19 protein-coding genes, 3 tRNA genes and 4 pseudogenes are annotated in these 23,671 nt (G+C 63.6%); 10 read left to right on the forward strand and 16 right to left on the reverse strand.

Going from position 1 to position 23,671, the window contains the following annotated elements:
• The first annotated feature begins 329 nt into the window (after positions 1-329).
• The 4 genes from ACQ858_RS14935 (at position 330) to ACQ858_RS14950 (ending at position 4,923) form a co-directional block, all read left to right on the forward strand.
• Positions 330-1,316 carry an AAA family ATPase gene (locus ACQ858_RS14935; protein WP_431273478.1) on the forward strand — a complete coding sequence of 329 codons (987 nt, stop codon included), beginning with the start codon at positions 330-332 and terminating at the stop codon, positions 1,314-1,316.
• On the forward strand, positions 1,313-1,954 hold the full coding sequence (repC, locus tag ACQ858_RS14940; protein ID WP_431273479.1) for a replication protein C, IncQ-type: 642 nt from the start codon (positions 1,313-1,315) through the stop codon (positions 1,952-1,954). The genes ACQ858_RS14935 and repC overlap by 4 nt, the downstream gene beginning before the upstream one ends.
• A 60-nt stretch (positions 1,955-2,014) precedes the next feature.
• A protein-coding gene (locus tag ACQ858_RS14945; protein ID WP_431273081.1) for an IS3 family transposase occupies positions 2,015-3,296 on the forward strand; the annotation gives its coding sequence in 2 pieces (ribosomal slippage) (positions 2,015-2,355 and positions 2,354-3,296; 1,284 coding nt in all).
• Positions 3,297-4,074: 778 nt separating this feature from the next.
• Positions 4,075-4,923: an OST-HTH/LOTUS domain-containing protein gene (locus ACQ858_RS14950; RefSeq protein ID WP_431273480.1), complete on the forward strand. Its 849-nt coding sequence runs from the start codon at positions 4,075-4,077 to the stop codon at positions 4,921-4,923.
• 47 nt (positions 4,924-4,970) lie between these two features.
• On the opposite strand, the gene ACQ858_RS14955 is transcribed toward ACQ858_RS14950, so the two are convergent.
• The 11 genes and pseudogenes from ACQ858_RS14955 to folC all read right to left on the reverse strand — a co-directional run bounded on the left by ACQ858_RS14955 (position 4,971) and on the right by folC (position 15,931).
• Entirely contained in the window at positions 4,971-6,671 is a 1,701-nt protein-coding gene (locus ACQ858_RS14955) for a DUF6538 domain-containing protein (RefSeq protein ID WP_431273481.1), read from the reverse strand.
• Between the two features lie 168 nt (positions 6,672-6,839).
• Positions 6,840-8,387, reverse strand: a complete 1,548-nt coding sequence (locus tag ACQ858_RS14960; RefSeq protein WP_431273482.1) for a DUF6538 domain-containing protein — start codon at positions 8,385-8,387, stop codon at positions 6,840-6,842.
• 204 nt (positions 8,388-8,591) lie between these two features.
• Positions 8,592-8,668: transfer RNA gene (locus ACQ858_RS14965), tRNA-Asp, on the reverse strand.
• Positions 8,669-8,727: 59 nt separating this feature from the next.
• Positions 8,728-8,803: transfer RNA gene (locus ACQ858_RS14970), tRNA-Glu, on the reverse strand.
• 34 nt (positions 8,804-8,837) lie between these two features.
• A tRNA-Ala gene (locus tag ACQ858_RS14975) sits at positions 8,838-8,913 on the reverse strand.
• A gap of 65 nt (positions 8,914-8,978) precedes the next feature.
• On the reverse strand, positions 8,979-10,367 hold the full coding sequence (gene gltX, locus ACQ858_RS14980) for a glutamate--tRNA ligase (protein WP_431273483.1): 1,389 nt from the start codon (positions 10,365-10,367) through the stop codon (positions 8,979-8,981).
• Positions 10,364-11,578: an O-succinylhomoserine sulfhydrylase gene (locus tag ACQ858_RS14985; RefSeq protein ID WP_431273484.1), complete on the reverse strand. Its 1,215-nt coding sequence runs from the start codon at positions 11,576-11,578 to the stop codon at positions 10,364-10,366. Before ACQ858_RS14985 ends, gltX begins: the two co-directional genes overlap by 4 nt.
• 111 nt (positions 11,579-11,689) lie before the next feature.
• Positions 11,690-13,190, reverse strand: a pseudogene (purF, locus tag ACQ858_RS14990) (amidophosphoribosyltransferase).
• Positions 13,191-13,202: 12 nt separating this feature from the next.
• Positions 13,203-13,688: a CvpA family protein gene (locus tag ACQ858_RS14995; RefSeq protein ID WP_431273485.1), complete on the reverse strand. Its 486-nt coding sequence runs from the start codon at positions 13,686-13,688 to the stop codon at positions 13,203-13,205.
• A 16-nt stretch (positions 13,689-13,704) separates the two neighbouring features.
• A pseudogene (locus ACQ858_RS15000) lies at positions 13,705-14,563 on the reverse strand (SPOR domain-containing protein).
• Positions 14,564-14,624: 61 nt separating this feature from the next.
• Positions 14,625-15,931 (reverse strand): annotated as a pseudogene (folC, locus tag ACQ858_RS15005) (bifunctional tetrahydrofolate synthase/dihydrofolate synthase).
• 34 nt (positions 15,932-15,965) lie between these two features.
• Here folC and ACQ858_RS15010 point away from each other — a divergent pair.
• From ACQ858_RS15010 to argG, 4 genes are all read left to right on the forward strand, one after another.
• Entirely contained in the window at positions 15,966-16,319 is a 354-nt protein-coding gene (locus ACQ858_RS15010; RefSeq protein WP_431273486.1) for an ArsC family reductase, read from the forward strand.
• Between the two features lie 76 nt (positions 16,320-16,395).
• Positions 16,396-16,914, forward strand: a complete 519-nt coding sequence (locus ACQ858_RS15015; protein WP_431273487.1) for a hypothetical protein — start codon at positions 16,396-16,398, stop codon at positions 16,912-16,914.
• Between the two features lie 127 nt (positions 16,915-17,041).
• Positions 17,042-17,365 carry a pyrimidine/purine nucleoside phosphorylase gene (locus tag ACQ858_RS15020; RefSeq protein WP_431273488.1) on the forward strand — a complete coding sequence of 108 codons (324 nt, stop codon included), beginning with the start codon at positions 17,042-17,044 and terminating at the stop codon, positions 17,363-17,365.
• A gap of 14 nt (positions 17,366-17,379) precedes the next feature.
• On the forward strand, positions 17,380-18,714 hold the full coding sequence (argG, locus tag ACQ858_RS15025) for an argininosuccinate synthase (protein ID WP_431273489.1): 1,335 nt from the start codon (positions 17,380-17,382) through the stop codon (positions 18,712-18,714).
• Between the two features lie 23 nt (positions 18,715-18,737).
• Here the strand turns inward: argG and murB are convergent, their stop codons facing one another.
• Positions 18,738-19,790 carry a UDP-N-acetylmuramate dehydrogenase gene (gene murB / locus ACQ858_RS15030; protein WP_431273490.1) on the reverse strand — a complete coding sequence of 351 codons (1,053 nt, stop codon included), beginning with the start codon at positions 19,788-19,790 and terminating at the stop codon, positions 18,738-18,740.
• A gap of 83 nt (positions 19,791-19,873) precedes the next feature.
• Between murB and ACQ858_RS15035 the strand changes: the two genes are divergently transcribed.
• Positions 19,874-20,359: a YajQ family cyclic di-GMP-binding protein gene (locus tag ACQ858_RS15035; protein ID WP_431273491.1), complete on the forward strand. Its 486-nt coding sequence runs from the start codon at positions 19,874-19,876 to the stop codon at positions 20,357-20,359.
• Positions 20,360-20,406: 47 nt separating this feature from the next.
• A pseudogene (locus ACQ858_RS15040) lies at positions 20,407-21,038 on the forward strand (retropepsin-like aspartic protease family protein).
• 7 nt (positions 21,039-21,045) lie between these two features.
• Here the strand turns inward: ACQ858_RS15040 and ACQ858_RS15045 are convergent.
• The 4 genes from ACQ858_RS15045 to ACQ858_RS15060 are packed head-to-tail and all read right to left on the reverse strand — an operon-like array spanning position 21,046 to position 23,583.
• On the reverse strand, positions 21,046-21,399 hold the full coding sequence (locus ACQ858_RS15045) for a RidA family protein (protein ID WP_431273492.1): 354 nt from the start codon (positions 21,397-21,399) through the stop codon (positions 21,046-21,048).
• Positions 21,400-21,408: 9 nt separating this feature from the next.
• The gene (gene plsY / locus ACQ858_RS15050; protein ID WP_431273493.1) at positions 21,409-22,041 is read right to left on the reverse strand and encodes a glycerol-3-phosphate 1-O-acyltransferase PlsY; all 633 of its coding nucleotides are present in this window, start codon (positions 22,039-22,041) and stop codon (positions 21,409-21,411) included.
• A gap of 52 nt (positions 22,042-22,093) precedes the next feature.
• The gene (locus ACQ858_RS15055) at positions 22,094-22,585 is read right to left on the reverse strand and encodes an aminoacyl-tRNA deacylase (protein WP_431273494.1); all 492 of its coding nucleotides are present in this window, start codon (positions 22,583-22,585) and stop codon (positions 22,094-22,096) included.
• The gene (locus tag ACQ858_RS15060) at positions 22,582-23,583 is read right to left on the reverse strand and encodes an aldo/keto reductase (RefSeq protein ID WP_431273495.1); all 1,002 of its coding nucleotides are present in this window, start codon (positions 23,581-23,583) and stop codon (positions 22,582-22,584) included. The genes ACQ858_RS15055 and ACQ858_RS15060 overlap by 4 nt, the downstream gene beginning before the upstream one ends.
• Between the last annotated feature and the right edge of the window lie 88 nt (positions 23,584-23,671).

Consider the following 23,671-nt stretch of genomic DNA (forward strand, 5'->3'; position numbering starts at 1 on the left):
AAATCGAACCACGGCATAAATCGGACGGCTATACGAGCCACTGGACGCACCTAGGCGGCGTTCGGCGGCACAGCGAGAGCCACTGGGGTTCGGCGTGCCCAACTCGCCTCGAACTCTTATGGAACCTCTTCTCGACCTCCAGGACCTTAGTTTGGTCCTAAAGCGTAGCCCGGAAACCATCAAACGCGACCTACGTCGCAATCCAGCAGCAGTTCCGCCGCGCCTGCACCTTCCCGGCACCAAGCTGCTTCGCTGGCGCGAAGTCGACGTTGCGACCTGGCTTTCATCGCTTGTCCAACAAGACTCGCACTCCTCCAAGGAGGAATGCCGTGTCTGAGTCGTCGCCCAAGCTCAAGGTGTTCTCTTCTCCCCTCAACATGAAGCGGGTGTTCACCGAGTCCCCACCGGTGCTGGACCAAGTTCTCCCAGGGTTGCTTGCGGGAAGCGCCGGCATCTGCGTTGCTCCCGGTGGATTTAGCAAGACCATGCTTCTGCTGCAGACCTGCTTTGCCCTCGCCACCGGTCAGGCAATTTGCGGAGGGCTGTTCGAAGACCACTCAGCTGGTGCAGACGCCGCCCGTACGCCAGCCAAGGTCGTAATGGTCTGCGCGGAAGAGAGTCAAGAAATCCTCTGGCATCGCCTGCATGCCATCGCTGCACATGTCTTGACCCGCAGCCCGGCTTTGAACAAGGAAGAGCGCGAGAACATGCTCCGTCTCCTGGACCAGCACTTGGTTCTCTTTGGACTGAGCGGCCAACAAAGCGTCGCGCTGCTCGATTCCAACCACGAACCCACCTCATCGTTCGAGGAACTCCTGAAGGTCTGCCATTCAGCGCGCCTGGTCGTTTTGGACCCGCTTCGACAGTTTCATCACGGTGACGAGAACAGCAGCTTGGCCATGAACGCCGTCTCACAGCTTCTCCAGTATCTGGCCAAGCGGACCGGCGCAGCGGTGGTTGCCGCGCACCACACGAACCGCTCTTCGACCATCGACGGCCATGGGCACTCATCCGACGCGTCGCGCGGCTCGACAGCCTTAAACGATGGAGTCCGCTGGCATATCAACCTCTCCCGTCCGGCTCCTGAGTTGCTCCGGTCGTATCACATCACCCAGGAAGACGAGTCGCAATACGTTGTTTTGAGCTATCCCAAGGCGAACTACATGGCGAGGCCCAAGCAATTTTCCCTGTTGCGGCGCATGAATGGAGGGGTACTGGACCTGGTGCAACCTCCTCAAGACGGCGGCGTCAGCGGTAACGCTTCAGCGAGAGGCCGTAGTCCGTCCAGCCGTCAGACCCGAGGGGTCAAGGCATGAACATGCAGCCTCCTCTGGACAGCCTCCGCGTGGTTTGCCATGACCCGCACATCGGCCTGAGCGCGCTATTCCGGCTCTACGCAAAAGAAACCCGCCCCAAGCTGGACGTGGAATATCAACCCGCCGGGGGTAAGCTGACCCTGCACTTTCGTGGTCCCGACGCCCTAGGGTTGGATGAGCAGACTTTGATGTTGGTCCTTCTGGAGCTCGCGCAAGAATGGCGCTGGTCTGCCGACCACAGTTTCCTGAAGAGCGACTCGCCTTTGCCAGAAGGGCAGACACTGTGGAAGAACCTGTACCAGCAGACCGAAGGCATACGGCCTGAAACGCTATGGTTCCCTACCTCCTGGTATGAACTCGCACGGCGAACGGGTAAAAAGTCATACGGCGGCTCCGTAGTTGCGCCGCTAAAGAAGCAGCTGAAGCGGCTGTGCGAATGCGTGGTCTGGGAAAGATACACGACGGAAGACGGTGACACGACCGAGTTCCAGTCGTTTCTGATGGCCATGACATACAGCGACGACAAACGCCTGTTCGTCGCGCTGAACGTGCGACTTTCCGATGCTATCGTGTCTCACCGATATATGCCAGTTTCCCTCGCCGAACGCCTCCAGCTCAAATCGACAGCGGCGAAGTGAGATAGCCCCCTGATTCTCCGGTCCCGTCCTATCGCTTATCTTTCAGATAGGAATAGGACTATGAATACGACTAGGCATACGGAGTCGGTAGAGGTGATTTTGAAAGACCAGCGCCGCAGGCGCTGGTCCCTCCCGGAGAAAGCAGCGCTCGTGCGGCGCACCTACGAGCCGGGCATGAGTGTTTCCCTCGTGGCCCGACAGGAAGGCGTGGCTGCCAGCCTGCTGTTCCAGTGGCGCAAGCTCGAGCGGCAAGGGGCATTGACGGCCGTCTCTGCAGGCGAAGCGGTGGTGCCGGCATCCGAACTCGCAGCCGCCCGTGCGGAAATCGCCAAGCTGCAGCGCGTGCTGGGTAAGAAGACCTTGGAGAACGAAATCCTCAAGGAAGCCGTGGAGTACGCCGCGGAAAAAAGTGGATTGCGCGCTCGCCCTTGTTGCCCGGGGAAGACCAGTGAAGACGGTCTGCCGGACGATGGGGTTGGCGCGCTCGCATATGCGCGACCTGCTGGGACGCGACGAGGACTGGAAGGACGGGCGCGCGCATCGCACGCCCAGCGACGATGCCGGCTTGTTGGCCGAGTTGCGGCAGGAGATTGCCGAGTTGCCGAGCTATGGCTACCGGCGTGCCTGCGCCCTGGTGAACCGCCAGCGCGTGGCCAGGGGCGATGCTCGGGTCAATGCCAAGCGCGTCTATCGTGTGATGGCGCAGGCCGGGCTGCTATTGCCCAAGGCGCCGCGACGACGCCAGTCGGCCCGCACGCACGAAGGCCGCGTGGCTGTGGCGCGCAGCGACCTGCGCTGGTGCTCCGATGGCCTGGAAATCAAATGCGACTCGGGCCAGACGGTGACGGCCACCTTCGCCAAAGACTGCTGCGACCGGGAGGTGATGGCATGGCGGGCCTGGGAAGGTAAGGGACTGCCGGGCGAACCGGTGCGCGAGATGCTTATCGAAGCGGTGGAGCGGCGCTTCGGGGCGGTGGAGGCGCTCCCGGCGGGGCATCGGCTGGAGTTCCTGAGCGACAACGGCGGGGCCTACATCGCGGCGGACACGCGGGCGCTGGCACGTTCGCTGGGCCTGACGCCTATCAACACACCGGTGTGCAGCCCGCAGAGCAATGGCATGGCCGAGAGCTTCGTCAACACCTTCAAACGCGACTACGTGGCGCGCATGGACCTGCGTGACGCACAGACCGTGTTGTCGCAGTTGCCGGCCGCCTTCGAGCACTTCAACGAGGTGCATCCGCACTCATCGCTGAAAATGCGCTCGCCTCGGGAGTTCAGGCGGCAACAGGCCGCACGCGCGCGCCAGGTGCCATCAACAGACCAGGCGCTTTATTGCGAATAGGACGGGGCCGGGAATACAGGGGCAACATCAGAAGGCTTTGCATGCGTTCCTCTCGGTCTGGATGCGATATGGAGAGTCACAAAAGGTTGGCAAGGATGCGCTCGCCGGCCGCATCTGGCCGAAGGAAATCGACAGCAAGAGCAAGCCAAAGAAGCGTCCGGGCAGCACACTGCGCCGGCACCAGGGGAAGTGAAGGCGGCTTTGGAAGAAATCAACGGGCTCCCTGGGTGGTCCGTAGCAGACGTCGACGAACCAGTGGTCACGATAGCTCGCACGAAGGCGAGCGACCTGAAGGGCAGGGGCCACGAGGCGACGAAACAAGCCCCTGCACGTCGCAGTAGCGTTCGCAAAAGGACATGTCCGAATGCGAGCGAGGACGTGGCCGTTCACGGACACAACAAATTGGTCAAATCCAATACTGGCGCGGGCTTCCAGCCGATTGACGCTTCCGCTCTATTTCTTTCCTAAGAGCGATTTAGTGCACGCTCCTTGGGGTCGCGGCACACACTGTCTTACGGTGCGGGTTCACCCCGCCCCCGTGGCAGCGGCGCCGCCAGGCGCTCAAGTGCGGCAGATGGAGCGCCGCACTTTGGACCAAAGAACGAACGTCGACGCCCTCGTCCCTTTGTCGTGAACTTTAGGCGCCTTCGGCGCGTTGCCAAGGTTAGCGTGGCAGGCTGCGCATCCATTGGCGCCTTCCCGACGGCCGCCAGACCGGGACGACGGATTCCTGCTTGACAATCCTCAACGGGTTTCGAACCATGGAATTGAAAAGACGATGAAGAGCAACGACGCCATGCCCGAACTTCAGAGTAGTGTGCAGAGACTGTTGGGTCGATGCGTGCTGCGCATCCAACAATACGAGCGCCAAATCAAGGCCATCGTTGCACATCACGAGCTGGCTGGGCCAGTCGCCTCTCTCGAAGCCCAGCGTGCCGAGCGCGTCGCCAAGTGGTCGGACAAGAGCCTCGGGACCTTGGTCAAGACACTCTTCGAAAACTACGTAGTGCCTGAAGGACACGAAAAGGAAGTGCTTCCGGACGAGAAGGTGGCTACCGACCAAGTTTCGTTCGCCTTTCGCTTCCGAATGTCGATGCCGGAGGAACGATGGGCCGCGACCAAAGCCGCGATTGAGGATTTGGTCGAGATGCGCAACGAGTTCGTGCACCACTTGATTGAGCGGTTCGACCTTTGGTCTGAACAGGGGTGCATGGACGCGATGCGACACCTGGAAACTTGTTACGAGCGCGTCGACCAGCACTATGAAGAACTGGTCAGTTGGGCCAAAGGGATGGACAACGCTCGAGCCATGATGGCGTCGTTCGCCCAGACCCCGGAGTTTCACGACATGCTGCTCAACGGAATCGCGCCGGACGGCAGCTTCGAATGGCAAGACTCGGGCATTGTGAGAGCGCTTCGCCATTCAGCCAAGATGCTGGCCGTAGGCGAATGGACATCCCTGAGCAAAGCCAAGACACTGATTGACGAGACCTCGCCCGAACAGACGCCAACCAAGTATGGATGCCGGACATGGCCGCAGGTCTTGAATGAATCGCGCCTTTTCGACCTTGAATATCGACCGGACGAGAACGGCCAAAAGACCGCCTGGTTCCGCCTGCGCAAGTAGTTGCCGTCCAACCGCTCCCGCGGGAAGTTTCTAGCCACCGGACCACCTCAGAACCTCCAGGCACGGTCCACCTGGTCATACGGGTCGGCCACGTACAGATGCCGAAGGTCGAGCTCGTCATAGCGCAGCTGCTCGATGGCGCGTGCCAGTAGCGGAAACGGGTACTGTCGGCCCTTGGCCTTCATGTATTCGCGCGATGAGTCCTTCGAAAGCCAATGCCCCGTCAGAGCATCTCTCGGCTCTTCCGTGATACCGCACTCGGCGCATCTCTGCTTGAAGGAATACCGAAGGCTGTGGAACACCAGACGAGAGTCGTCCAACCCAATCTTGTCCAAATACCTCCCGAACCACTTTCCGAGGGCGTTCGACCACAATCCGTACGTGTTCTTGTTGCCCTGTGACGGAAAGACATGAGTCCGACCGGCAAGCTTTTGTTTTGCGACGTAGCTCAAAAATCCGCACTTGATGAGCTCTTGGTGTATTGGCACAAGCCGATGGCTGCTCATCGTCTTCGTGCCCTGGTCATGCTCCAAGTTCTCAATTCGAATAGTCCAGGTACCGTTGATTTGCAAGATGTCCGCGACGCGAAGCTGAGCAATCTCTTCGATGCGTCCTCCAGCAAAGGTGGCGAGCAGAGGTGCCCAATACCCTGACTCCTTCACCTGCCCTTGAAGTTGCTGTTCGCCCGTGTAGATGGGGGAGTTGAATAGCGTCGCCAGCTCAGACACTTCGAAGCGTCGACGGTCCTCCGACGGCGCTCGGCGCGAAAGGCCGTCGTATCGGACACGCCTGAACGGGTTGCTGGTGACTCGGTTGAACTTCGTTTCATAGAAGTCCCAGATGGTCGCCAGCCCGCCTACGCTGTTCATGATGCTTCGCCTGTCAAGGCCGCATTCATGCAAGTGGTCCCGGAACCCGTTCGCTCGCTCAAGGTCGATACTCGCCATCGGAAGTCCACGATTTCTGGATTCGAACTGGTTAACGAAGCGGCCATAGGCATCGATGGTCCGGTCATCACTCTGCGACCGCTGCCATTCAGCAAACGCCGTTTGCATCGTCGGGAGCAGCCGGGGGGCGACAGGAGCGTTCGGTGGCAGTACGAACAGTTCTCCCTCTATGGCATCGCACTGCTTCTGAAGGGTCTCGATGTCGGCGCGCATCAACTCCCGCAGAAGCGATGTGTGAGCGACCGAGCCCGGCGGAGCGATGAGGCACTCCTCTGCAAGAAGAGTCTGCGCCACCTCCTCCACATGGGAGAAGTCTTCTCGCGCTGCAGCACGTCGTTTCATCTTCAGTCCATGCTCGAAGTCTGCCAAGCGGGCGTCGAGCTCACCGTCGTCCTCCATGGCCCGACGTTCCTCGATATCGGTCTCCAAATGCAAGTACTCAAAGCGCCCGACGATGAACGGGATGTGCTCGAGCAGAAGATACTTCGTCGTCCCCTCTGACCTCGGTGCGGTTGGGACCTTGACTTGGCTCTTGCGTGCGCGAGCCTTCGCCACCGCTGCGTCAAACTTCTCAACCTCCACAGGAAGCTTGCGAAGCGCCTCCTGAAGCGAGGCCGTCTTCAACGATTGCCAGTGCGCTTTCTTTTGGCCCCGGCCGAGCGAATGAAGAACATCGGAAGGGAACCTTCGCTTGAAGTAGTACACGTCGCCACGCCGAAACAGGTACTGATGGCTCGTTTCGGTCGCATCGCCCGCCGGTTCGTTGCTGGCGGGGGTAGATTCAGTTGCAGGGTCGAACATATGTGAAGTCGCTGAAGGATTCGCTGGGTGTTGTGTGCCAAGAATTCTGCGCAGCGACCTTTTCGAGGCCAAGCAAAAGTTGAAGTGTTTTGTGAGCGCGCTCACAAAACACTTCAAATAGTTGGAGGACAGCAGCTCCGTAGTGCTACGCCACGTCACTGGCGGAACTCACGCCATCAATATTTCGACACCGCGCGTGGGTTCTTCGACATGCAGATGCGAGATGCGCAACTCGTCGTACCGCAGCAGCTTCATCGCCTCAACGAGCTTGGGAAACGGGTACTGCCGGTTCTCCGCTTTCATGTAGGTCCGCCCGGCGTCCGAGTTGCTGACCCAGTGCCCTGTCAGCGCGTCACGAACCTCGTTGTCGATGCCGCAAAGAGAACACTGCTGGCGAAACGTGTATCGGAAGGAGTGATAGTCGAGTCGGTGGTCATCGAGGCCAATCGTGTCGAGGTACCGTCCGAACCACTTGCCCAGCGCGTTCGACCAAGTGCCATGGATGTTGTCGTTGCTCAGCGACGGAAACACTCGGTCATGACCTGCGCGTACCTGGGCAGCCACATAGGCCAGGAAGCCACAGCGAATCAGCTCTTCATGCAACGGCACGCGCCGGAAGCTCCCGATGTTCTTCACGTTCTGGTCGTCGGCCAGGTTGCAGATTCGGATGCACCACACGCCGTTGATACGCTGGATGTCGGCGGTCCGCAATTGGGCGGCCTCCTCGATGCGAGCCCCCACGAAGGGCCCCAGCAGCGGCGTCCAGTAGGCCGCCTCCCTCGCCTGCCCCTTCGGCCGCTCGCCTTCGGTGTACAGGCGGCTGCTATAAAGACGGTTGAGTTCCGCGATTTCATACGCGCGCCGCTCCTTCGGAGGACGGGCGACAGTCACCGACTGAATTGCCATGTTTTCGAAGGGATTGAGCGCCAGGTGCTCGACGATTTCGCGCTGGCCGTGCCGAAACAGGGTGGACAGATAGCCGATGCGGTTTTCGATGGTTCGCACGCCCAACTGCCGCTCAATGAGCTGGTCACGAAACGCTCGCGCATGCTGACGCGTGATGGCCTCCACGGCAAGCGGCCCATGGAGCTTGCGGAAGTCCATGACGACCGACTCCACCGCGGCGATGCTGCGCTCACGCGTCTGTTTCAGCTTCCAGTCTTCGAGCAGGTGAAGCATCGTCGGGCGCCTGTCGCGCGTGGAACCACGTTCAGCGGCTCGTTCAACCCGTCGCGGAATCGCCGGAACTGCGCGCGAGTTGTCGCCGTTCGGTGGATTCGACCCGGGAAGGACGAGCGCACGAAGCTCGGCCAAGGTCGCCTCGATGCCTTTGAGCAGTTCAACCTGATGTGCCGATGTGCCCGACGGCGCAACGCCCGCTGTTGATATACCGCGTTCCGGAGGTTGCGACCCGGAACTGGAGCCGAAGCCGGCTTGATTCAGTCGTTGCCCGGCATGCGCCTTCCGATGGGCGGCCACGGCCAAGTCGAACTCGGTGTTCTCGACGGCCAACAGCACGCGGGCTTTTTCCAGCAGCTCCGTGCCCAAGGACTTCCACAGGGTGCCTTGGCATTGCGGAAATGCCGCGGCGCAGTCAGTCGGAATTTTCCGTTTGAAGTAGTAGGTGCTGCCACGCCGGTACAGGTACCGGGGCAACGTAGCGGACGGTTTTCCAGAAGGAGCGCTGGTGGGGACGAGCGCCAGGCGAGCGGACATGTCGATGTTCCATGGTCGGTTGGTCATCGACCCCTCGGGGCAGCCAGAGCTTGGAGTGAAACGTACCACCCGAGCCGTTGAAAGCTGCTACCCCGAAGGGCCATCGGGGTAGCACCAGCGCTCGTAAATGGGGTAGCAGAATCAGGAGCAGAAAAGGAAAAAGCCGTTGCAAATCAATGATTTGCAACGGCTTTTCGCTTTACTTGGCGGAGTGGACGGGACTCGAACCCGCGACCCCCGGCGTGACAGGCCGGTATTCTAACCAACTGAACTACCACTCCGCGTCGGTGTGACTTTCGCTCTTGCATCTTGCGATGCCTGAGCCAAGTGCCACAAAACTTGGCGACCCTACGGGGATTCGAACCCCGGTACTCACCGTGAAAGGGTGATGTCCTAGGCCTCTAGACGATAGGGTCAAAACCTGGACTAACTAACTTCTCGACGCCCCGTTGGTGGAGGTAAGCGGGATCGAACCGCTGACCTCTTGCATGCCATGCAAGCGCTCTCCCAGCTGAGCTATACCCCCTTTGAAGGACTCCCCTTTTGAAGGATTCCGTTGCAGGTGTCGAGCCTCAAATTATATACAGCTTTTTAGGCTTTCTTCAAACGCTCCAAAATTTTTTCGCGAGAAAAGAGTGCGAGCACTGCATCGAGCGACGGCGTCTGTGGCGTGCCCATCACGAGAACCCGCACCGGCATCGCCAGAGCAGGCATCTTGAGGCCATGCGCGCCGAGCACTTCCTTGATCGCGGCAGCGATCGAGACCTTGTCCCAAGCAACATGAGCGAGTCTATCCGCCAGTGCGGCGATCGCAGGACGCACCGCATCGGTAATGTGCTGCGCGCGATCGGCTTCGCTCGCGCTCACATCGGCATAGAAGGCGGCGGCCCAGTCGGCCAGTGCGACCGTCGTTTCGCAGCGATCCTTGAACAGGCCGCAGATTGCCGGCAGGCGTTCATCGGCGGCGATGCCGCGCTTCTTCAACTGGTCCGCCACGAGCGGTGCCAATGCATCGTCGGCCATGGCCTTCAGATGCTGCGCATTCACCCAGCGAAGCTTGGCTTCGTCGAACTGCGCGGCGCTCCGGCCCAGGTGATCGAGGTCGAACCACTCGATGAACTGCGCGCGCGAGAAGATCTCGTCATCGCCATGGCTCCAGCCGAGCCGCGCGAGGTAGTTCACCATCGCGTCGGGCAGGAAGCCTTCATCGCGGAATTGCGTGACGGGCTTGGCCCCGTTGCGCTTGCTCATCTTCTCGCCCTGCTCGTTCAGCACGGTGGGAAGGTGCGCGTAGACCGGCGGCTCCTTGCCGAGCGCGCGGAAGATGTTGATCTGGCGCGGCGTGTTGTTCACGTGGTCGTCGCCACGGATGACGTGCGTGATCGCCATGTCGATATCGTCGACCACCACGCAGAAGTTGTAGGTGGGCGTTCCGTCCGGACGCGCGATGACGAGATCGTCGAGTTCGTCGTTGCTGATCTCGATGCGGCCCTTGACCTTGTCGTCCCACGCAACCACCCCGCCCTGCGGATTGCGGAAGCGCAGCACAGGCTGCACACCTTCGGGAATCGGCGGCAGGACCTTGCCCGGCTCGGGACGCCACGTACCGTCGTAGCGCGGCTTTTCCTTTGCGGCCATCTGCTTCTCGCGCAGCGCGTCGAGTTCCGCGACGCTCATGTAGCACGGGTACACGAGCCCCGCGACCTGCATCTCGGCGAGCACCGCCTTGTAGCGGTCCATGCGCTGCATCTGGTAGTAAGGCCCCTCGTCATGGTCGAGGCCCAGCCATTGCATGCTTTCGAGAATGACATCGACCGCCGCCTGCGTCGAACGCTCGAGGTCGGTGTCCTCGATGCGCAGGATGAAGTCGCCGCCGGTCGAGCGTGCGAAGGCCCAGGGATAAAGCGCCGAGCGGATGTTGCCGAGGTGGATGAAGCCGGTCGGCGAAGGGGCGAAACGGGTACGGGTCTTTTGTGTCATGCGAGGGTGGTGAGGCCGCGCAGGAGGTCGGCCTTGATGTCGTCGATGTGGTCCAGGCCGACCGCAACGCGGATCAGGCCCTGGCTGATGCCGGCCGCCTGCCGCTGCGCCTCGGTGAGGCGGCCGTGCGAGGTCGTGGCCGGATGCGTGATGGTGGTCTTGGTGTCGCCGAGGTTGGCGGTGATGCTCAATACGCGCGTGCTGTCGATGACCTGGAAGGCATTGGCGCGGGCCACTTCGGGGCTGTCGCCCAGCACGTCGAAGGACACGACCGCGCCGCCCTTGCCGGACTGCTGGCGCATCGCGAGTTCATGCTGGGGATGTGATTTCAGCCCGGGGTAGTAGACGCGCGAGACACCCGGCTGCGTTTCCAGCCATTGCGCCAGCGCCAGCGCACCGGCGCAATGCGCCTGCATGCGGATGCCGAGCGTTTCGAGTCCCTTGAGCACGACCCATGCGTTGAACGGCGAAAGCGCCATGCCCGCGGTTCGAACCACCGGGCCGAACACCTCGTTGATCAGCTTGGCCGATCCGCAGATCGCGCCAGCCAGCACACGGCCCTGCCCTTCGAGGTACTTGGTGCCCGAATGGATGACGAGGTCCGCGCCCAGCTCGGTGGGGCGCTGCAGCGCCGGGGAACAGAAGCAGTTGTCCACTGCGAGCAGCGCGCTCGCATCATGCGCGAGATCGGCGAGCGCGCGGATGTCGCACACGTCGGTCAGCGGATTGGTCGGCGTTTCGGCGAACAGCAGCTTCGTGGTCGGACGGATCGCGGCCTTCCATTCAGCGACGTCGGTCTGCGACACGAAGGTGGTTTCGACCCCGAACTTGCCGAACTCGCGCCCGATCAGGTTGAGCGTCGATCCGAACACCGAACGCGAGCACACCACATGGTCGCCCGCCTTCAGCAGCCCCATGCACATCATGAGGATGGCGCCCATGCCGCTCGATGCGCCGATGGCTGCCTCGGTGCCTTCGAGCGCCGCGAGCCGGCGCTCGAAGCTGGCGACCGTGGGATTGGAAGTGCGGGTGTAGGTGAAGCCTTCTTCGGTGCCGGCGAAGCGTCGCGCCGAGGTCTCGGCATCGGGCTGGACGAAGCTGCTGGTGAGGAACAGCGCCTCGGAGTTCTCGCCGTACTGGCTGCGCTCGAGCGCGGTTCGCACGGCGAGCGTGTCGCGATGCAGCCCGGGCGGAAGGGAATGGTCAGTCATGTATTTCTTCAAAGCCAGGGCACCCGCGGACCCGGCTTTGCCGGGCCGCTGGGTGCGCCCTCGGAGAGGGGGTTGGAGCAGCGACACGAAGTGCGCGAAGCCTGGGGGTGATCATGACAAGTTGGGCAACACGAGGCGCGACGAGTCTTCCTCGGTCTCTTCGATGCGCGGGCGGTTGCCGTTCATGCGCGTGATCGCCTCGGTGTCGATGTCGCCGGTCACATAGACGCCGTCGAAGCACGAGGCGTCGAAGCCGTCGAGCTTGGGATTGAGCGAGCCGATCGCGCGCTTCATCGCATCGACGTCCTGGTAGATCAATGCATCGCAGCCGATGAGTTCCCGGATCTGCTCGACCGTGCGGTCATGCGCCACGAGTTCATCCTTGGTCGGCATGTCGATGCCGTAGACGTTGGGGAAGCGCACCGGCGGCGCGGCGCTGGCGAGATACACCTTGCGGGCACCGGCGTCGCGCGCCATCTGCACGATCTCGCGGCTGGTGGTGCCGCGCACGATCGAGTCGTCGACCAGCAACACGTTGCGGCCCTTGAACTCGCTGCCGATCACGTTGAGCTTCTGGCGCACGGACTTCTTGCGCACGCCCTGCCCCGGCATGATGAAGGTCCGGCCCACGTACCGGTTCTTGACGAAGCCCTCGCGGTACGGAATGCCCAGCAGATGCGCCAGTTGCGTCGCGCTCGGCCGGCTCGATTCGGGGATGGGGATGATGACGTCGATCTCGTTCGGCGGCACGGTCGAGACCACGCGCTTGGCCAGCGTTTCGCCGAGATTGAGCCGCGCCTCGGTAGACCGAGATGCCATCGAGCACCGAATCGGGCCGCGCCAGGTAGACGAACTCGAAGATGCACGGATTGAGCGTCGGCGAGTCGGCGCACTGTTCCGAATGCACCTGGCCCTGCAGGTCGACGAAGACCGCCTCGCCCGGCGCGATGTTGCGTTCGAACACATGACCCGAACCTTCGAGTGCGACCGATTCGCTGGCAACCATCACGGTGCCGTCGGCACCGCGACCAATGGCCAGCGGCCGGATGCCATAGGGATCGCGGAAGGCGAGCAGACCGTGCCCGGCGATCAGTGCGACGACGGCGTACGAACCACGCAGCCGCCTGTGCACATTGCGCACGGATTCGAACAGCGTCGCCGAGGTGAGCGAACCGCCGCGCGTCGCGCGATCGATCTCGTGCGCCAACACGTTGAGCAGAACTTCCGAATCGCTCTCGGTGTTGGTATGGCGGTGATCCGTGGAGAACAGCTCGGCACGCAGCGCGTGGGCGTTCGTGAGGTTGCCGTTGTGCACCAGCACGATGCCGAAGGGCGCGTTGACGTAGAAAGGCTGCGCCTCTTCCTCGCTGTAGGCATTGCCGGCGGTGGGGTAGCGCACCTGCCCCAGTCCGACATCACCCGGCAGGGCCCGCATGTTGCGCGTGCGGAACACGTCGCGAACCATGCCCTTGGCCTTGTGCATGAAGAACTTGCGCTGCTGCAAGGTGACGATGCCGGCGGCATCCTGGCCACGGTGCTGCAGAAGCAACAGCGCGTCGTAGAGCAGTTGATTGACGGGCGCGTTGCTGACAACGCCGACGATTCCACACATGAAGCGATCCTCTCAGGGCAGGTAGCTTGCCAACTTTCCAGGCAAGGCAGGCTTCAGGCCCTGCAATGCCGCGTCGAGAACATTGGCGCTGCGCGATTCGTGCCACCAGGCACTGTCGCTCAACGCCAGCAAATGAACAACAACCGCCACGGCCAGCAGCGCCACTGCGCCGCGGGCCACGCCGAAGACACCGCCAAGAACGCGATCGACCGGACGCAATCCGATCGCGGTCACCAGCTTGCGCGTCACCGATGCAACCAGCCCCACGCTGAAGGCGACGGCGACGAACACCAGCACGAATCCCGCCGCATAGCGCCAGGTCGCCGCGGGCTCGCCGAACGGCAGCCAGCGACCGACGTCGTCCGCCAGCCACTGGGCGCACAGGAAGGCAGCCACCCATCCCGCCAGCAGCACGACTTCGAACACCAGCCCGCGCAGAAGCCCCAGCAACATCGACACCACGACAAGCACGACCGCGATCCAGTCGAGAAGAATCACGTCGCTTCGCCGCGGGCTACAAGCTGAGGACGGCCGCCGGCAAAGACAAGCCCTTGACCTTGCTCGCCGCCTTGTCCGCCTCGGCACGCGAGGCGAAGGGCCCGACACGCACGCGCGTGCGCTCGCCGTCAGACGTCTTGGCGACATTCGTATAGGTCTTGAGGCCAGCCTTTTCAAGCTTCTGGCGCACTTCCTTGGCCTTGTCCACGTCGGCGAACGCCCCGACCTGGACGACAAAGCGACCGCTGTCTTCGGCCGCTGCCGCAGGCTTGGCTGCCGTCGCGGCGGCGGTCTTGCCTTCCAGCAGGGCGCGCGCGCGGCTGCCGTCATCGGAAGTCGCGGGCTTGGGGGTGCGGGCTTGGGCTCGGGCTTCGGCTCCGATTTGGCCTCGGGCTTGGGCTCCGGCTTGGCCTTGGGTTCGGGCTTGGGCTCCGGCTTAGCTTCCGGCTTCGGTGCGGACGCGGGCTCCGACTTGACCGCAGGGGGTGGTGTCACGGCCGCCAGCTTCGACGAGGGGATCTCGGTTCCATCCGCAGCCTCGGTGATCATGCCGTCATCAACCGCCGGCGCGGCCGCCGCGCTCGGCTTGCCGCTCGCCGCGCTGGCGGGCGCAGGGGTGGGCGGGACAACCAGGGGCTTGGCCTTGTTCCGGTCCGGAATTTCGATCGGAATGTCGACGGCGACCGGCCGCGGCTGCGTGTCGAACAGCAGGGGAAACCAACCACCCCGATCAGCACCAGCACTGCGGCGCCGAGAAGCCGGTGCCTCGCCCGGCGGCGCATGGCCTCGATGCTTTCCGTCGGAGCTGCGGCGCCGGCGGAGTTTCGCCCTTCGTTGCCCTGAGGACCGCGTTCGCGGAACTTGAAGAACGCCATGAAATTCGTTTTCCTGATGGAGTGCAGCGTAAAGTGGAAAGAGCGCGGAAATCAGGCTGATTCAGGAACCGGACGACAGGTGCCTGGCCCGCAGACGGGGGTTCCGTGCTCGAGCACACCACCCACGGTGAAGAACGATCCGAAGACCACGATTCTATCAGTGGGGTCCGCCCGATCGATGGCCGCCTGCAGTGCCTCCATGGGGGAGTGATGCACGCTGCCGGCGACATCGCTGCGCTTGTTCTGCGCCTGCCACCGGGCCAGCAGCTCGTCCGCCTTCGCGGCGCGCGGCGTCGGCAGATCGGTGAAATACCAGCGGTCGATCATCGGCCCGATGCGCGCGAGGATCGGGTCGAGGTCCTTGTCGGCCATCACGCCGAACACGCCGTGCGTCGTCGGATAGAAGCCCATCGCGTCGAGGTTCTCGGCGAGCGCCGCGACCGCGTGCGCGTTGTGCGCGACGTCCAGTACGAGGGCCGGCTCGCCCGGAACGATCTGGAAGCGCCCGGGGAGCTCGACCATCGCGAGGCCATTGCGCACCGCCTGCGCGGTGATCGGAAGACGCGGCCGCAACGATTCGAGCGCGGCCAGCACGCCCGCAGCATTGATCAATTGGTTGGCGCCCCGCAGCGCCGGATACGCAAGCCCGCTGTAGCGCCGGCCGCGGCCGCTCCAGCCCCATTGCTGCTTGTCCCCCGCGACATTGAAATCGCGCCCGACGAGCCAGAGATCCGCGCCGATCGCGTCGGCGTGGGCTATCACGCTTTGCGGCGGCATCGGATCGCTCACGATGGCGGGACGGCCCGCGCGGAGGATGCCGGCCTTTTCGCGCCCGATGCTCTCGCGGTCGGGGCCGAGGTATTCCATGTGGTCGAGATCGATGCTGGTGATCACGGCGCAGTCGGCATCGACGATGTTGACCGCATCGAGCCGCCCGCCCAGGCCGACTTCGAGGATCGCGACGTCCGGCTTGTTCGCGGCGATGCACAGAAGGATGGCCAGCGTCGTGAACTCGAAGTAGGTCAGCGCGACCTCTCCGCGCGCGCGCTCGACGGCTTCGAAATGCTTCGAGAGCTCGTCACCGTCGACAGCTTCTCCGCGCAGGCGCAGGCGCTCCTCGAAGCGCACCAGATGCGGCGAGGTGAACACGGCGGTGCGATAACCCGCATGCGTGAGGATCGATTCCAGCATCGCGCAGGTGGAACCCTTGCCATTGGTGCCGGCCACCGTGATCACGGGGCATTCGAAGGAGAGGCCGACCTTTTCGGCCACGGCGCGGACCCGGTCGAGCCCGAGTTCGATGTTCTTGGGATGCAGGTGCTCGGCGTGCGCGAGCCAGTCGGCAAGGGTTTTCATGGAGCCTTCAATTGTCGCCGAGGAGCCCCGCGGGCATCATCGGGGGATGACGACTCTCTATGGCATCCCGAACTGCGACACAGTGAAGCGCGCCCGAGCCTGGCTCGACGAGCACGGCGTCGCCTACCGCTTCCACGATTTCAAGAAGGACGGCGTACCGGCGTCCGAACTCGACCGCTGGCTGAAATCGCCCGGTTGGGAAGCCCTGGTCAACCGCCGGGGGACCACGTGGCGCCGTCTCGACGAGGCGACCCGCGAAGCGGTGGTCGATGCGCCTTCCGCACGCGCAGTGCTGCTGGCGAATCCGAGTCTCATCAAGCGGCCGGTCGTCCAATGGAACGACGGCGCCGTTGTGACCACAGGCTTCGATGCGGCCCAGTGGAAAAGCCACGTTGTGTAAACGGTTGAACCGGGACCATCGAACCGCGTCAAATCCCGCTACGAGGGTCCAACGCCCTTTTCAGGAGTTTTTTGAGATGAACACGAACACCCTTCGCAGGATTTCCGCCATTTCGGTGCTCGCCGCCGTGCTCGGCGCCAGTGCCACGGTGGCCCACGCGGAACAGGTGCAGGCACGCGTGATCTCGTCGTCACCGGTGACCGAATCGAATGGCAGCGTCCGCTACCACGTGACCTATGAGTACGCGGGCCGCCAGTACACGACGCAAACCAGCACCCCGCCCGGCCCAAGCATCTGGGTCGATGCCAACAGCTACGGCATCACGTCGCCCGTTCCTCCGCAGCAGCAGTACGCGCAGCCGCAGGCGCCGGCTCCCCAGAGCTGGGACAACGTCGTACCCGAACAGGGCGTGGTGGTGTCCGGCGGCGGCGCCGTCGCACCGGCGCCGGTCTATGGCTATGGCCCGGCGCCTGTCTACGTGCAGCCGGCGGCGCCGGTCTACTACCCCGCCCCGGCTTACTACCCGCCGCCCGCCTACGCCTGGCCGCCGATCGGCATCTCGCTGGGCTTCGGCTACTCGCGCGGCTGGCATTGAGGCCAACCGGCCGGGAGGGCCGGCCGGAAGCCTAAAATCACGGGCTTTCCAATCAACGCACGGGCGCGTCCTGCAAGGGATGCGCCGCCGGATGCCAAGCGCAGCCGGCGCCACGCCCTCCTATCTCATGAGCACAACCGAATCCCTCCCGAACGTCTCGGTCACGACCAAGGCGAATGTGTATTTCGACGGCAAGTGCGTGAGCCACAGCCTCACACTCGCCGACGGCACCAAGAAATCGGTCGGCGTGATCCTGCCGTCCACGCTGACCTTCAACACCGGTGCGCCGGAAATCATGGAAGGCACGGGCGGCCGCTGCGAATACAAGCTGGCAGGCAGCGACACCTGGGTGGCTTCGGGTGTGGGCGAAAAGTTCAGCGTACCCGGCAACTCGTCCTTCGAGATCCGCGTGAGCGGCGAGCCCTACAGCTACATCTGCCACTTCGGTTGAAACGGGATTCGAGCATGTCCACCATTCTTCAAAACGTCCCCGTCGGCCAGAAGGTCGGCATCGCCTTCTCCGGCGGCCTCGACACCAGCGCCGCGCTGCACTGGATGCGCAACAAGGGCGCCATTCCCTACGCCTATACAGCCAACCTCGGCCAACCCGACGAGCCCGACTACGACGAGATCCCGCGCAAGGCGATGCTCTACGGTGCCGAGAAGGCCCGCCTGATCGACTGCCGCTCGCAACTCGCGGCTGAAGGCATCGCCGCGCTGCAGGCCGGCGCTTTCCACGTCACGACGGCCGGCCTGACGTACTTCAACACCACGCCGCTCGGCCGCGCGGTCACCGGCACGATGCTGGTGTCGGCCATGAAGGAAGACGACGTCAACATCTGGGGCGACGGCAGCACCTACAAGGGCAACGACATCGAGCGCTTCTACCGTTACGGCCTGCTGACCAATCCGGCGCTGAAGATCTACAAGCCCTGGCTCGACCAGACCTTCATCGACGAACTGGGCGGCCGCGCCGAGATGTCGGCGTTCATGCAGAAGGCCGGCTTCGCCTACAAGATGTCGGCCGAGAAGGCCTACTCCACCGACTCGAACATGCTCGGCGCGACGCACGAGGCCAAGGACCTCGAACACCTGAACAGCGGCATGAAGATCGTCCAGCCGATCATGGGCGTCGCCTTCTGGAAGGACGAGGTCGAGGTCAAGCGCGAAGAAGTGACGGTGCGCTTCGTCGAAGGCCGTCCGGTGGCAATCAACGGCGTCGAATACGCGAGCCTCGTGGACCTGATCCTCGAAGCCAACCGCGTCGGCGGCCGCCACGGCCTGGGCATGAGCGACCAGATCGAGAACCGCATCATCGAAGCGAAGAGCCGCGGCATCTACGAGGCCCCCGGGCTCGCGCTGCTGTTCATCGCCTACGAGCGCCTGGTCACCGGCATCCACAACGAGGACACGATCGAGCAGTACCGCGACAGCGGCCGGCGCCTGGGCCGCCTGCTGTACCAGGGCCGCTGGTTCGATCCGCAGGCGATCATGCTGCGCGAAACCGCCCAGCGCTGGGTCGCACGCGCCATCACCGGCGAAGTGACCGTCGAACTGCGCCGCGGCAACGACTACTCGATCCTGAACACCGAGTCGCCCAACCTGACCTACCAGCCCGAGCGGCTGACGATGGAAAAGGGCGAGTCGACGTTCTCGCCGGCGGACCGGATCGGCCAGTTGACGATGCGCAACCTCGACATCACCGACACGCGCGACAAGCTCAAGATCTACACGCAAACGGGCCTCTTGTCGGCAAAGCAGGGCGCGTCCCTGCCCCAACTGAAGAACGACGAGAAGTAAGTAAGCGCGCAGCCTGGGCCGAGCTAGACCACGACTGGCTCGGGCTCCAGGCGGATGCCGAAGCGCTCGTAGACGCTGGTCTGGATCGCCTTGGCCAGCGTCATCACTTCGCCGCCGGTGACGGGGTTTTCCTTGCCGCCGCGGTTCACGAGCACCAGCGCCTGGCGTTCGTAGACGCCGGCGTTGCCCACCGACTTCCCCTTCCAGCCGCAGGCATCGATCAGCCATCCGGCCGCCAGCTTGATGCTGCCGTCGGCCATCGGGTAGTGAACGATCTTGGGGTCGCGCGCGATGATGTCGGCGCACTGCTCCGGCGTCACGGTCGGGTTCTTGAAGAAGCTGCCGGCGTTGCCGAGCACGCGCCAGTCGGGCAGCTTCGCGCGGCGGATGGCGCAGATCCAGTCGAAGATTTCCCTCGCGCTCGGCGCGAAGTTGCCCGCCTCGGCCATCTTTCGTTCGAGATCGAGGTAGCCGAGCTCAGGCTTCCAAGGCTTGGGCAGCCTGAAACGGACCCGCGTGATCAGCGCCCGACCGGCAAGACCGAAATCGTTCTCGCCGGCACCGAGGTGCTTGAACACCGAGTCGCGATAACCGAAGGCGCACTGCGACGCATCGAGCGTGAACGGCCGGCCGGTTTCGAGATCGATCGCGTCGAGCGAGTCGAAGCGGTCCTGCAGCTCGACGCCGTAGGCACCGATGTTCTGCACGGGCGAGCCGCCCACGGTGCCCGGGATGAGCGCGAGGTTCTCGAGCCCGTGGTAGCCCTGATCCAGGGTCCAGCTCACCGTGTCGTGCCAGATCTCGCCGGCGCCGGCTTCGACGATCCATGCGCGGGCACTCTCTTCCACCAGCCGTCGGCCCTTGATCTCGACCTTGAGCACCAGCGGCTTGACGTCGCCCGTCAGGACGATGTTGCTGCCGCCGCCGAGCACGAACTTCGGCGCCCTGCGCCATTTCTCGTCCGCCAGCAGCGCCGTCACATCGATTTCTTCACCGATGCGCACCAGGTGCTGTGCGCGCGCGACGATGCCGAAGCTGTTGTGCTGCTGCAGCGGTACGTTGTGCTCCACGATCATGGGAGAATTGTCGCATTCGTACGCCGCGCGGCACTGCGTGCGGCCCTCTTTTCATTTTTCATTCTGTTGCTGCCGGAGCCTTCATGCCGTCTTTCGACACTGTTTGTGAACCCAACCTGCCCGAGGTCAAGAACGCAGTGGAGAACACCGCCAAGGAAATCGCCACCCGCTTCGACTTCAAGGGCACCGCGGCCGCCGTCGAGCTCAAGGACAAGGAAATCACCCTGATCGGCGACGCCGAATTCCAGCTCGTGCAGGTCGAGGACATCCTGCGCAACAAGCTCACCAAGCGCAGCGTCGACGTGCGCTTTCTCGACAAGGGCGACGTCCAGAAGATCGGCGGCGACAAGGTCAAGCAGGTCATCAAGGTCAAGAGCGGCATCGAATCCGACACCGCGAAGAAGATCCAGCGGCTCATCAAGGACAGCAAGCTCAAGGTGCAGGCCGCGATCCAGGGCGACGCGGTGCGCGTGACCGGCGCCAAGCGCGACGACCTTCAGGCGGCGATGGCGCTGATCAAGAAGGATGTGGCCGACCTGCCCTTGACCTTCAATAACTTCAGAGACTGATGGCTCACCCCCAGGCTCGCGCGCTTCGCGTCGCTCTCCACCCCCGAATGATCGCGGCGCTCGTGGCCGCGAGCGCATGCGGCTTCGCGCAGGCCCAATCGGTCATGCTGACCGGCACCATCGGCAGCCGCGCAATCCTGATCGTGGACGGCAGCGCGCCGAAGACCGTGGCGGTCGGCGAAACCTTCCAGGGCGTGAAGCTCGTCGCGCTCCAGGGCGAGCAGGCGACTGTGGAGTCCGCCGGCAAGCGCGTTTCGATTCGCATGGATACGCCGGTCAGCATCGGTGGTGGCGGAGGCGGGGGGCCGGTGGTTCGCGCATCGTGCTGCCGGTATCGAGCGGCGGCCACTTCATGACGCAGGGCGCGATCAACGGTCGCGCCGTCAGCTTCATGGTGGACACCGGCGCCACCGCGGTGGCGATGTCCGAGGCCGACGCGCAGCGCATCGGCCTCGACTACACCAAGGGCCAGCCGGTGCAGATGAACACGGCGAACGGCACGGCGCGGGCCTATCGCGTGCGCCTCAATTCGGTGCGGGTGGGGGATGTCGAGGTGTATGACATCGATGCGGTCGTCTCGCAGCAGCCGATGCCGTACATCCTGCTCGGCAACAGCTTCATCAGCCGCTTCTCGATGCGGCGCGATGCCGACCAGATGGTGCTGGAAAAACGGTACTAGGTACTCATCAGATCGCGGCGGCGGTCACCACGATCTCGATCTTGTAGCCCGGATTGGCCATCGCGGCCTGCACGGTCGCGCGCGGCGGCGTGTTGCCGGCGGGAATCCAGGCGTCCCACACCTCGTTCATCGCGCCGATCTCGCTGATGTCGGCCAGGAAGATCTGCGTCATCAGGATGCGCGACTTGTCGCTGCCGGCCTCGGCCAGCAAGCGATCGACCATCGCGAGCACCTGGGCGGTCTGGCCGCGGATGTCCTGCGTGGTGTCGTCGGGCACCTGCCCGGCCAGGTAGATGGTGCCGTTGTGAACCGCCGTCTCGCTCAGGCGCGGGCCGACGTGAAAGCGCTGGATGGTTCCCATGGGGTACTCCTATTTCTTCTTGGAACCGAGCTTCGACTCGGTGCCGGCTGCGAGCCGACGGATGTTTTCGCGGTGCCGCCAGATCAGCAGCAGGCTGATGGAGACCAGCGACAGCAGCACGACAAGGTCCAGCGGCCAGGCGATCCGGCCGCCGATCAGATAGTAGGCCGGCGCGAAGAATGCCGCGACGATCGAAGCGAGTGACGAATAGCGAAAGAAGACCGCGATGATCAGCCAGGTGCATCCGGTCGCCAGGCCCAGCAGCCAGTCGATGCCGACCAGCGCGCCCGCTGCCGTCGCGACGCCCTTGCCACCCTGGAACCCGAAGAACACGGGGTAAAGGTGCCCCAGGAAGGCCGCAAAACCCGCTACCGCAGCGGTGCCCTGCCCCATGCCCCAGTTCGCGCCGTAATGATTGACCAGGAAGACCGGAACCCATCCCTTGAGCGCATCGAGCAGCAAGGTCGCCAATGCGGCACCCTTGTTGCCCGAGCGCAGCACATTCGTGGCGCCAGGGTTCTTGCTGCCGTAGCTTCGCGGATCGGCCATGCCGAGCGCCTTGCTGACGATGACCGCGAAGGACAGCGAACCAAGCAGATACGAAAGAACGATCGCGACGATCGTGGGGAAGTAGGAACTCACGGTGTCTCCGGACCGGCAAACCCGGCGGCTCGCCTCCCATCGAGGCAGCCGGCTATTCTGCCAGCGCGCATTGCACCGGCTTCGCGTCCAGCAGCCTGACGCACACCTGTGGATCGATGCCGACCAGATAGCCGCGCCGTCCGCCATTGATGGCGATGCGCGGCAGGCCCAAGATGGTCGACTCGATGTACACCGGCATCGCGCGGCGCGTACCGAACGGCGAGGTGCCGCCGACCAGATAGCCGCTGTGGCGGTTCGCAACCTCCGGCTTGCACGGCTCCACCGACTTCGCGCCGATCTGCCGCGCGAGGTTCTTGGTCGACACCGTACGGTTGCCGTGCATCAGCACGATGAGCGGCTTGGCGTCCTGATCCTGCATCACGAGCGTCTTGACCACGCTGAACGGATCAAGGCCGAGCACCTGGGCGCTGTGTTGCGCACCGCCGTGCTCGACGTATTCGTAGGGATGCTCGGTGAACGCGATGCCGTTGGCCCGCAACAACTGCGTTGCGGGCGTTTCGGAGACGTGCGTCTTCTTGGTCATGCAGCGGGGTCGCGCAATTCCCAGCGGATCTTGTCGATCTCGGCAAGGAGTTCCGGCGACAGCGTGGTGCCCCATGCGTCGAGGTCTTCATCGAGCTGCGCCACCGAGGTCACGCCGATGATCGTGCTCGCCACCTGCCACTTGGTGTAGCAGAAGGCCAGCGCCAGCTTGGCGGGCGTCATGCCGTGCTCGCGAGCGAGTGCGTTGTAGCGGCGGGCGGCAGCCAGCGCGTCGGCGCGGCCCCAGCGCTGCTTGCGCACCGACTCATAGCTGGAGATGCGCGCACCCTTGGGCGCATCCGGCCCCTCGGTGCCGCTCTGGTCGTACTTGCCGGTCAAGAGGCCGAAGGCCAGCGGCGAATAGGCCAGGAACGAGACGCCGAGGCGGTGCATCGTCTCGTCGAGGCCGTTTTCGAGCGCGCGGCTGATCAGGCAATAGACGTTCTGAACCGTCGCGACGCGCGGCAAGCCGTGCTGTTCAGCCAGGCGGACGAACTCGTGAACACCGTACGGGGTCTCGTTCGACAAGCCGATCGCCCGCACCTTGCCGGCCTTCACCAGCTTGCCGAGCGCTTCGAGCTGCTCGTGGATCGACGTGGCGGACCTTTCCTTCGTCGGGTCGTAGTAGATCGAGCCGAAGGCCGGCACGTGGCGCTCCGGCCAGTGGATCTGATAGAGATCGATCACATCGGTCTTCAGCCGCTCGAGGCTGGCCTCGCACGACGCGGCGATGTCGGCCGCCGTCATGCCGCTGCCTTGGCGCACCCATGGCATGCCGCGCGAAGGGCCGGCCACCTTGGTCGCGAGCACGATCTTCTGGCGCAGGCCGGGGTTTTTTGCGAACCAGTTGCCGATGATGGTCTCGGTCGCCCCGAAGGTTTCCTTGCGGGCGGGCACCGCATACATCTCGGCCGTGTCGATGAAATCGATGCCGCGTTCGAGCGCGCGGTCCAGGATCGCATGGGCGGTGGGTTCGTTGACCTGCTCACCGAAGGTCATGGTGCCGAGGCAGATCGGCGTGACATGAAGGTCGCTCTGACCGAGTTGGATTTTTTCATGAAAGCATGGTATCTCCCCCAGACTTCGC

Origin of the sequence: Variovorax ureilyticus (genome assembly GCF_050632185.1) — a bacterium.
In the GTDB taxonomy this organism is placed as follows: Bacteria; Pseudomonadota; Gammaproteobacteria; order Burkholderiales; family Burkholderiaceae_C; genus Variovorax; species Variovorax ureilyticus_A.

What these genes read in the sequence shown, in the direction of transcription:
- ACQ858_RS14960 (WP_431273482.1), bottom strand. Translation starts at nt 8,387, where the DNA reads ATGTCCGCTCGCCTGGCGCTCGTCCCCACCAGCGCTCCTTCTGGAAAA.
- ACQ858_RS15045 (WP_431273492.1), bottom strand. Translation starts at nt 21,399, where the DNA reads ATGGGAACCATCCAGCGCTTTCACGTCGGCCCGCGCCTGAGCGAGACG.
- ACQ858_RS15055 (WP_431273494.1), bottom strand. Translation starts at nt 22,585, where the DNA reads ATGACCAAGAAGACGCACGTCTCCGAAACGCCCGCAACGCAGTTGTTG.
- ACQ858_RS15060 (WP_431273495.1), bottom strand. Translation starts at nt 23,583, where the DNA reads ATGACCTTCGGTGAGCAGGTCAACGAACCCACCGCCCATGCGATCCTG.
- repC (WP_431273479.1), top strand. Translation starts at nt 1,313, where the DNA reads ATGAACATGCAGCCTCCTCTGGACAGCCTCCGCGTGGTTTGCCATGAC.
- ACQ858_RS14950 (WP_431273480.1), top strand. Translation starts at nt 4,075, where the DNA reads ATGAAGAGCAACGACGCCATGCCCGAACTTCAGAGTAGTGTGCAGAGA.
- ACQ858_RS15020 (WP_431273488.1), top strand. Translation starts at nt 17,042, where the DNA reads ATGAGCACAACCGAATCCCTCCCGAACGTCTCGGTCACGACCAAGGCG.
- ACQ858_RS14955 (WP_431273481.1), bottom strand. Translation starts at nt 6,671, where the DNA reads ATGTTCGACCCTGCAACTGAATCTACCCCCGCCAGCAACGAACCGGCG.
- ACQ858_RS15010 (WP_431273486.1), top strand. Translation starts at nt 15,966, where the DNA reads ATGACGACTCTCTATGGCATCCCGAACTGCGACACAGTGAAGCGCGCC.
- ACQ858_RS14985 (WP_431273484.1), bottom strand. Translation starts at nt 11,578, where the DNA reads ATGACTGACCATTCCCTTCCGCCCGGGCTGCATCGCGACACGCTCGCC.
- murB (WP_431273490.1), bottom strand. Translation starts at nt 19,790, where the DNA reads ATGATCGTGGAGCACAACGTACCGCTGCAGCAGCACAACAGCTTCGGC.
- ACQ858_RS15015 (WP_431273487.1), top strand. Translation starts at nt 16,396, where the DNA reads ATGAACACGAACACCCTTCGCAGGATTTCCGCCATTTCGGTGCTCGCC.
- gltX (WP_431273483.1), bottom strand. Translation starts at nt 10,367, where the DNA reads ATGACACAAAAGACCCGTACCCGTTTCGCCCCTTCGCCGACCGGCTTC.
- ACQ858_RS15035 (WP_431273491.1), top strand. Translation starts at nt 19,874, where the DNA reads ATGCCGTCTTTCGACACTGTTTGTGAACCCAACCTGCCCGAGGTCAAG.
- argG (WP_431273489.1), top strand. Translation starts at nt 17,380, where the DNA reads ATGTCCACCATTCTTCAAAACGTCCCCGTCGGCCAGAAGGTCGGCATC.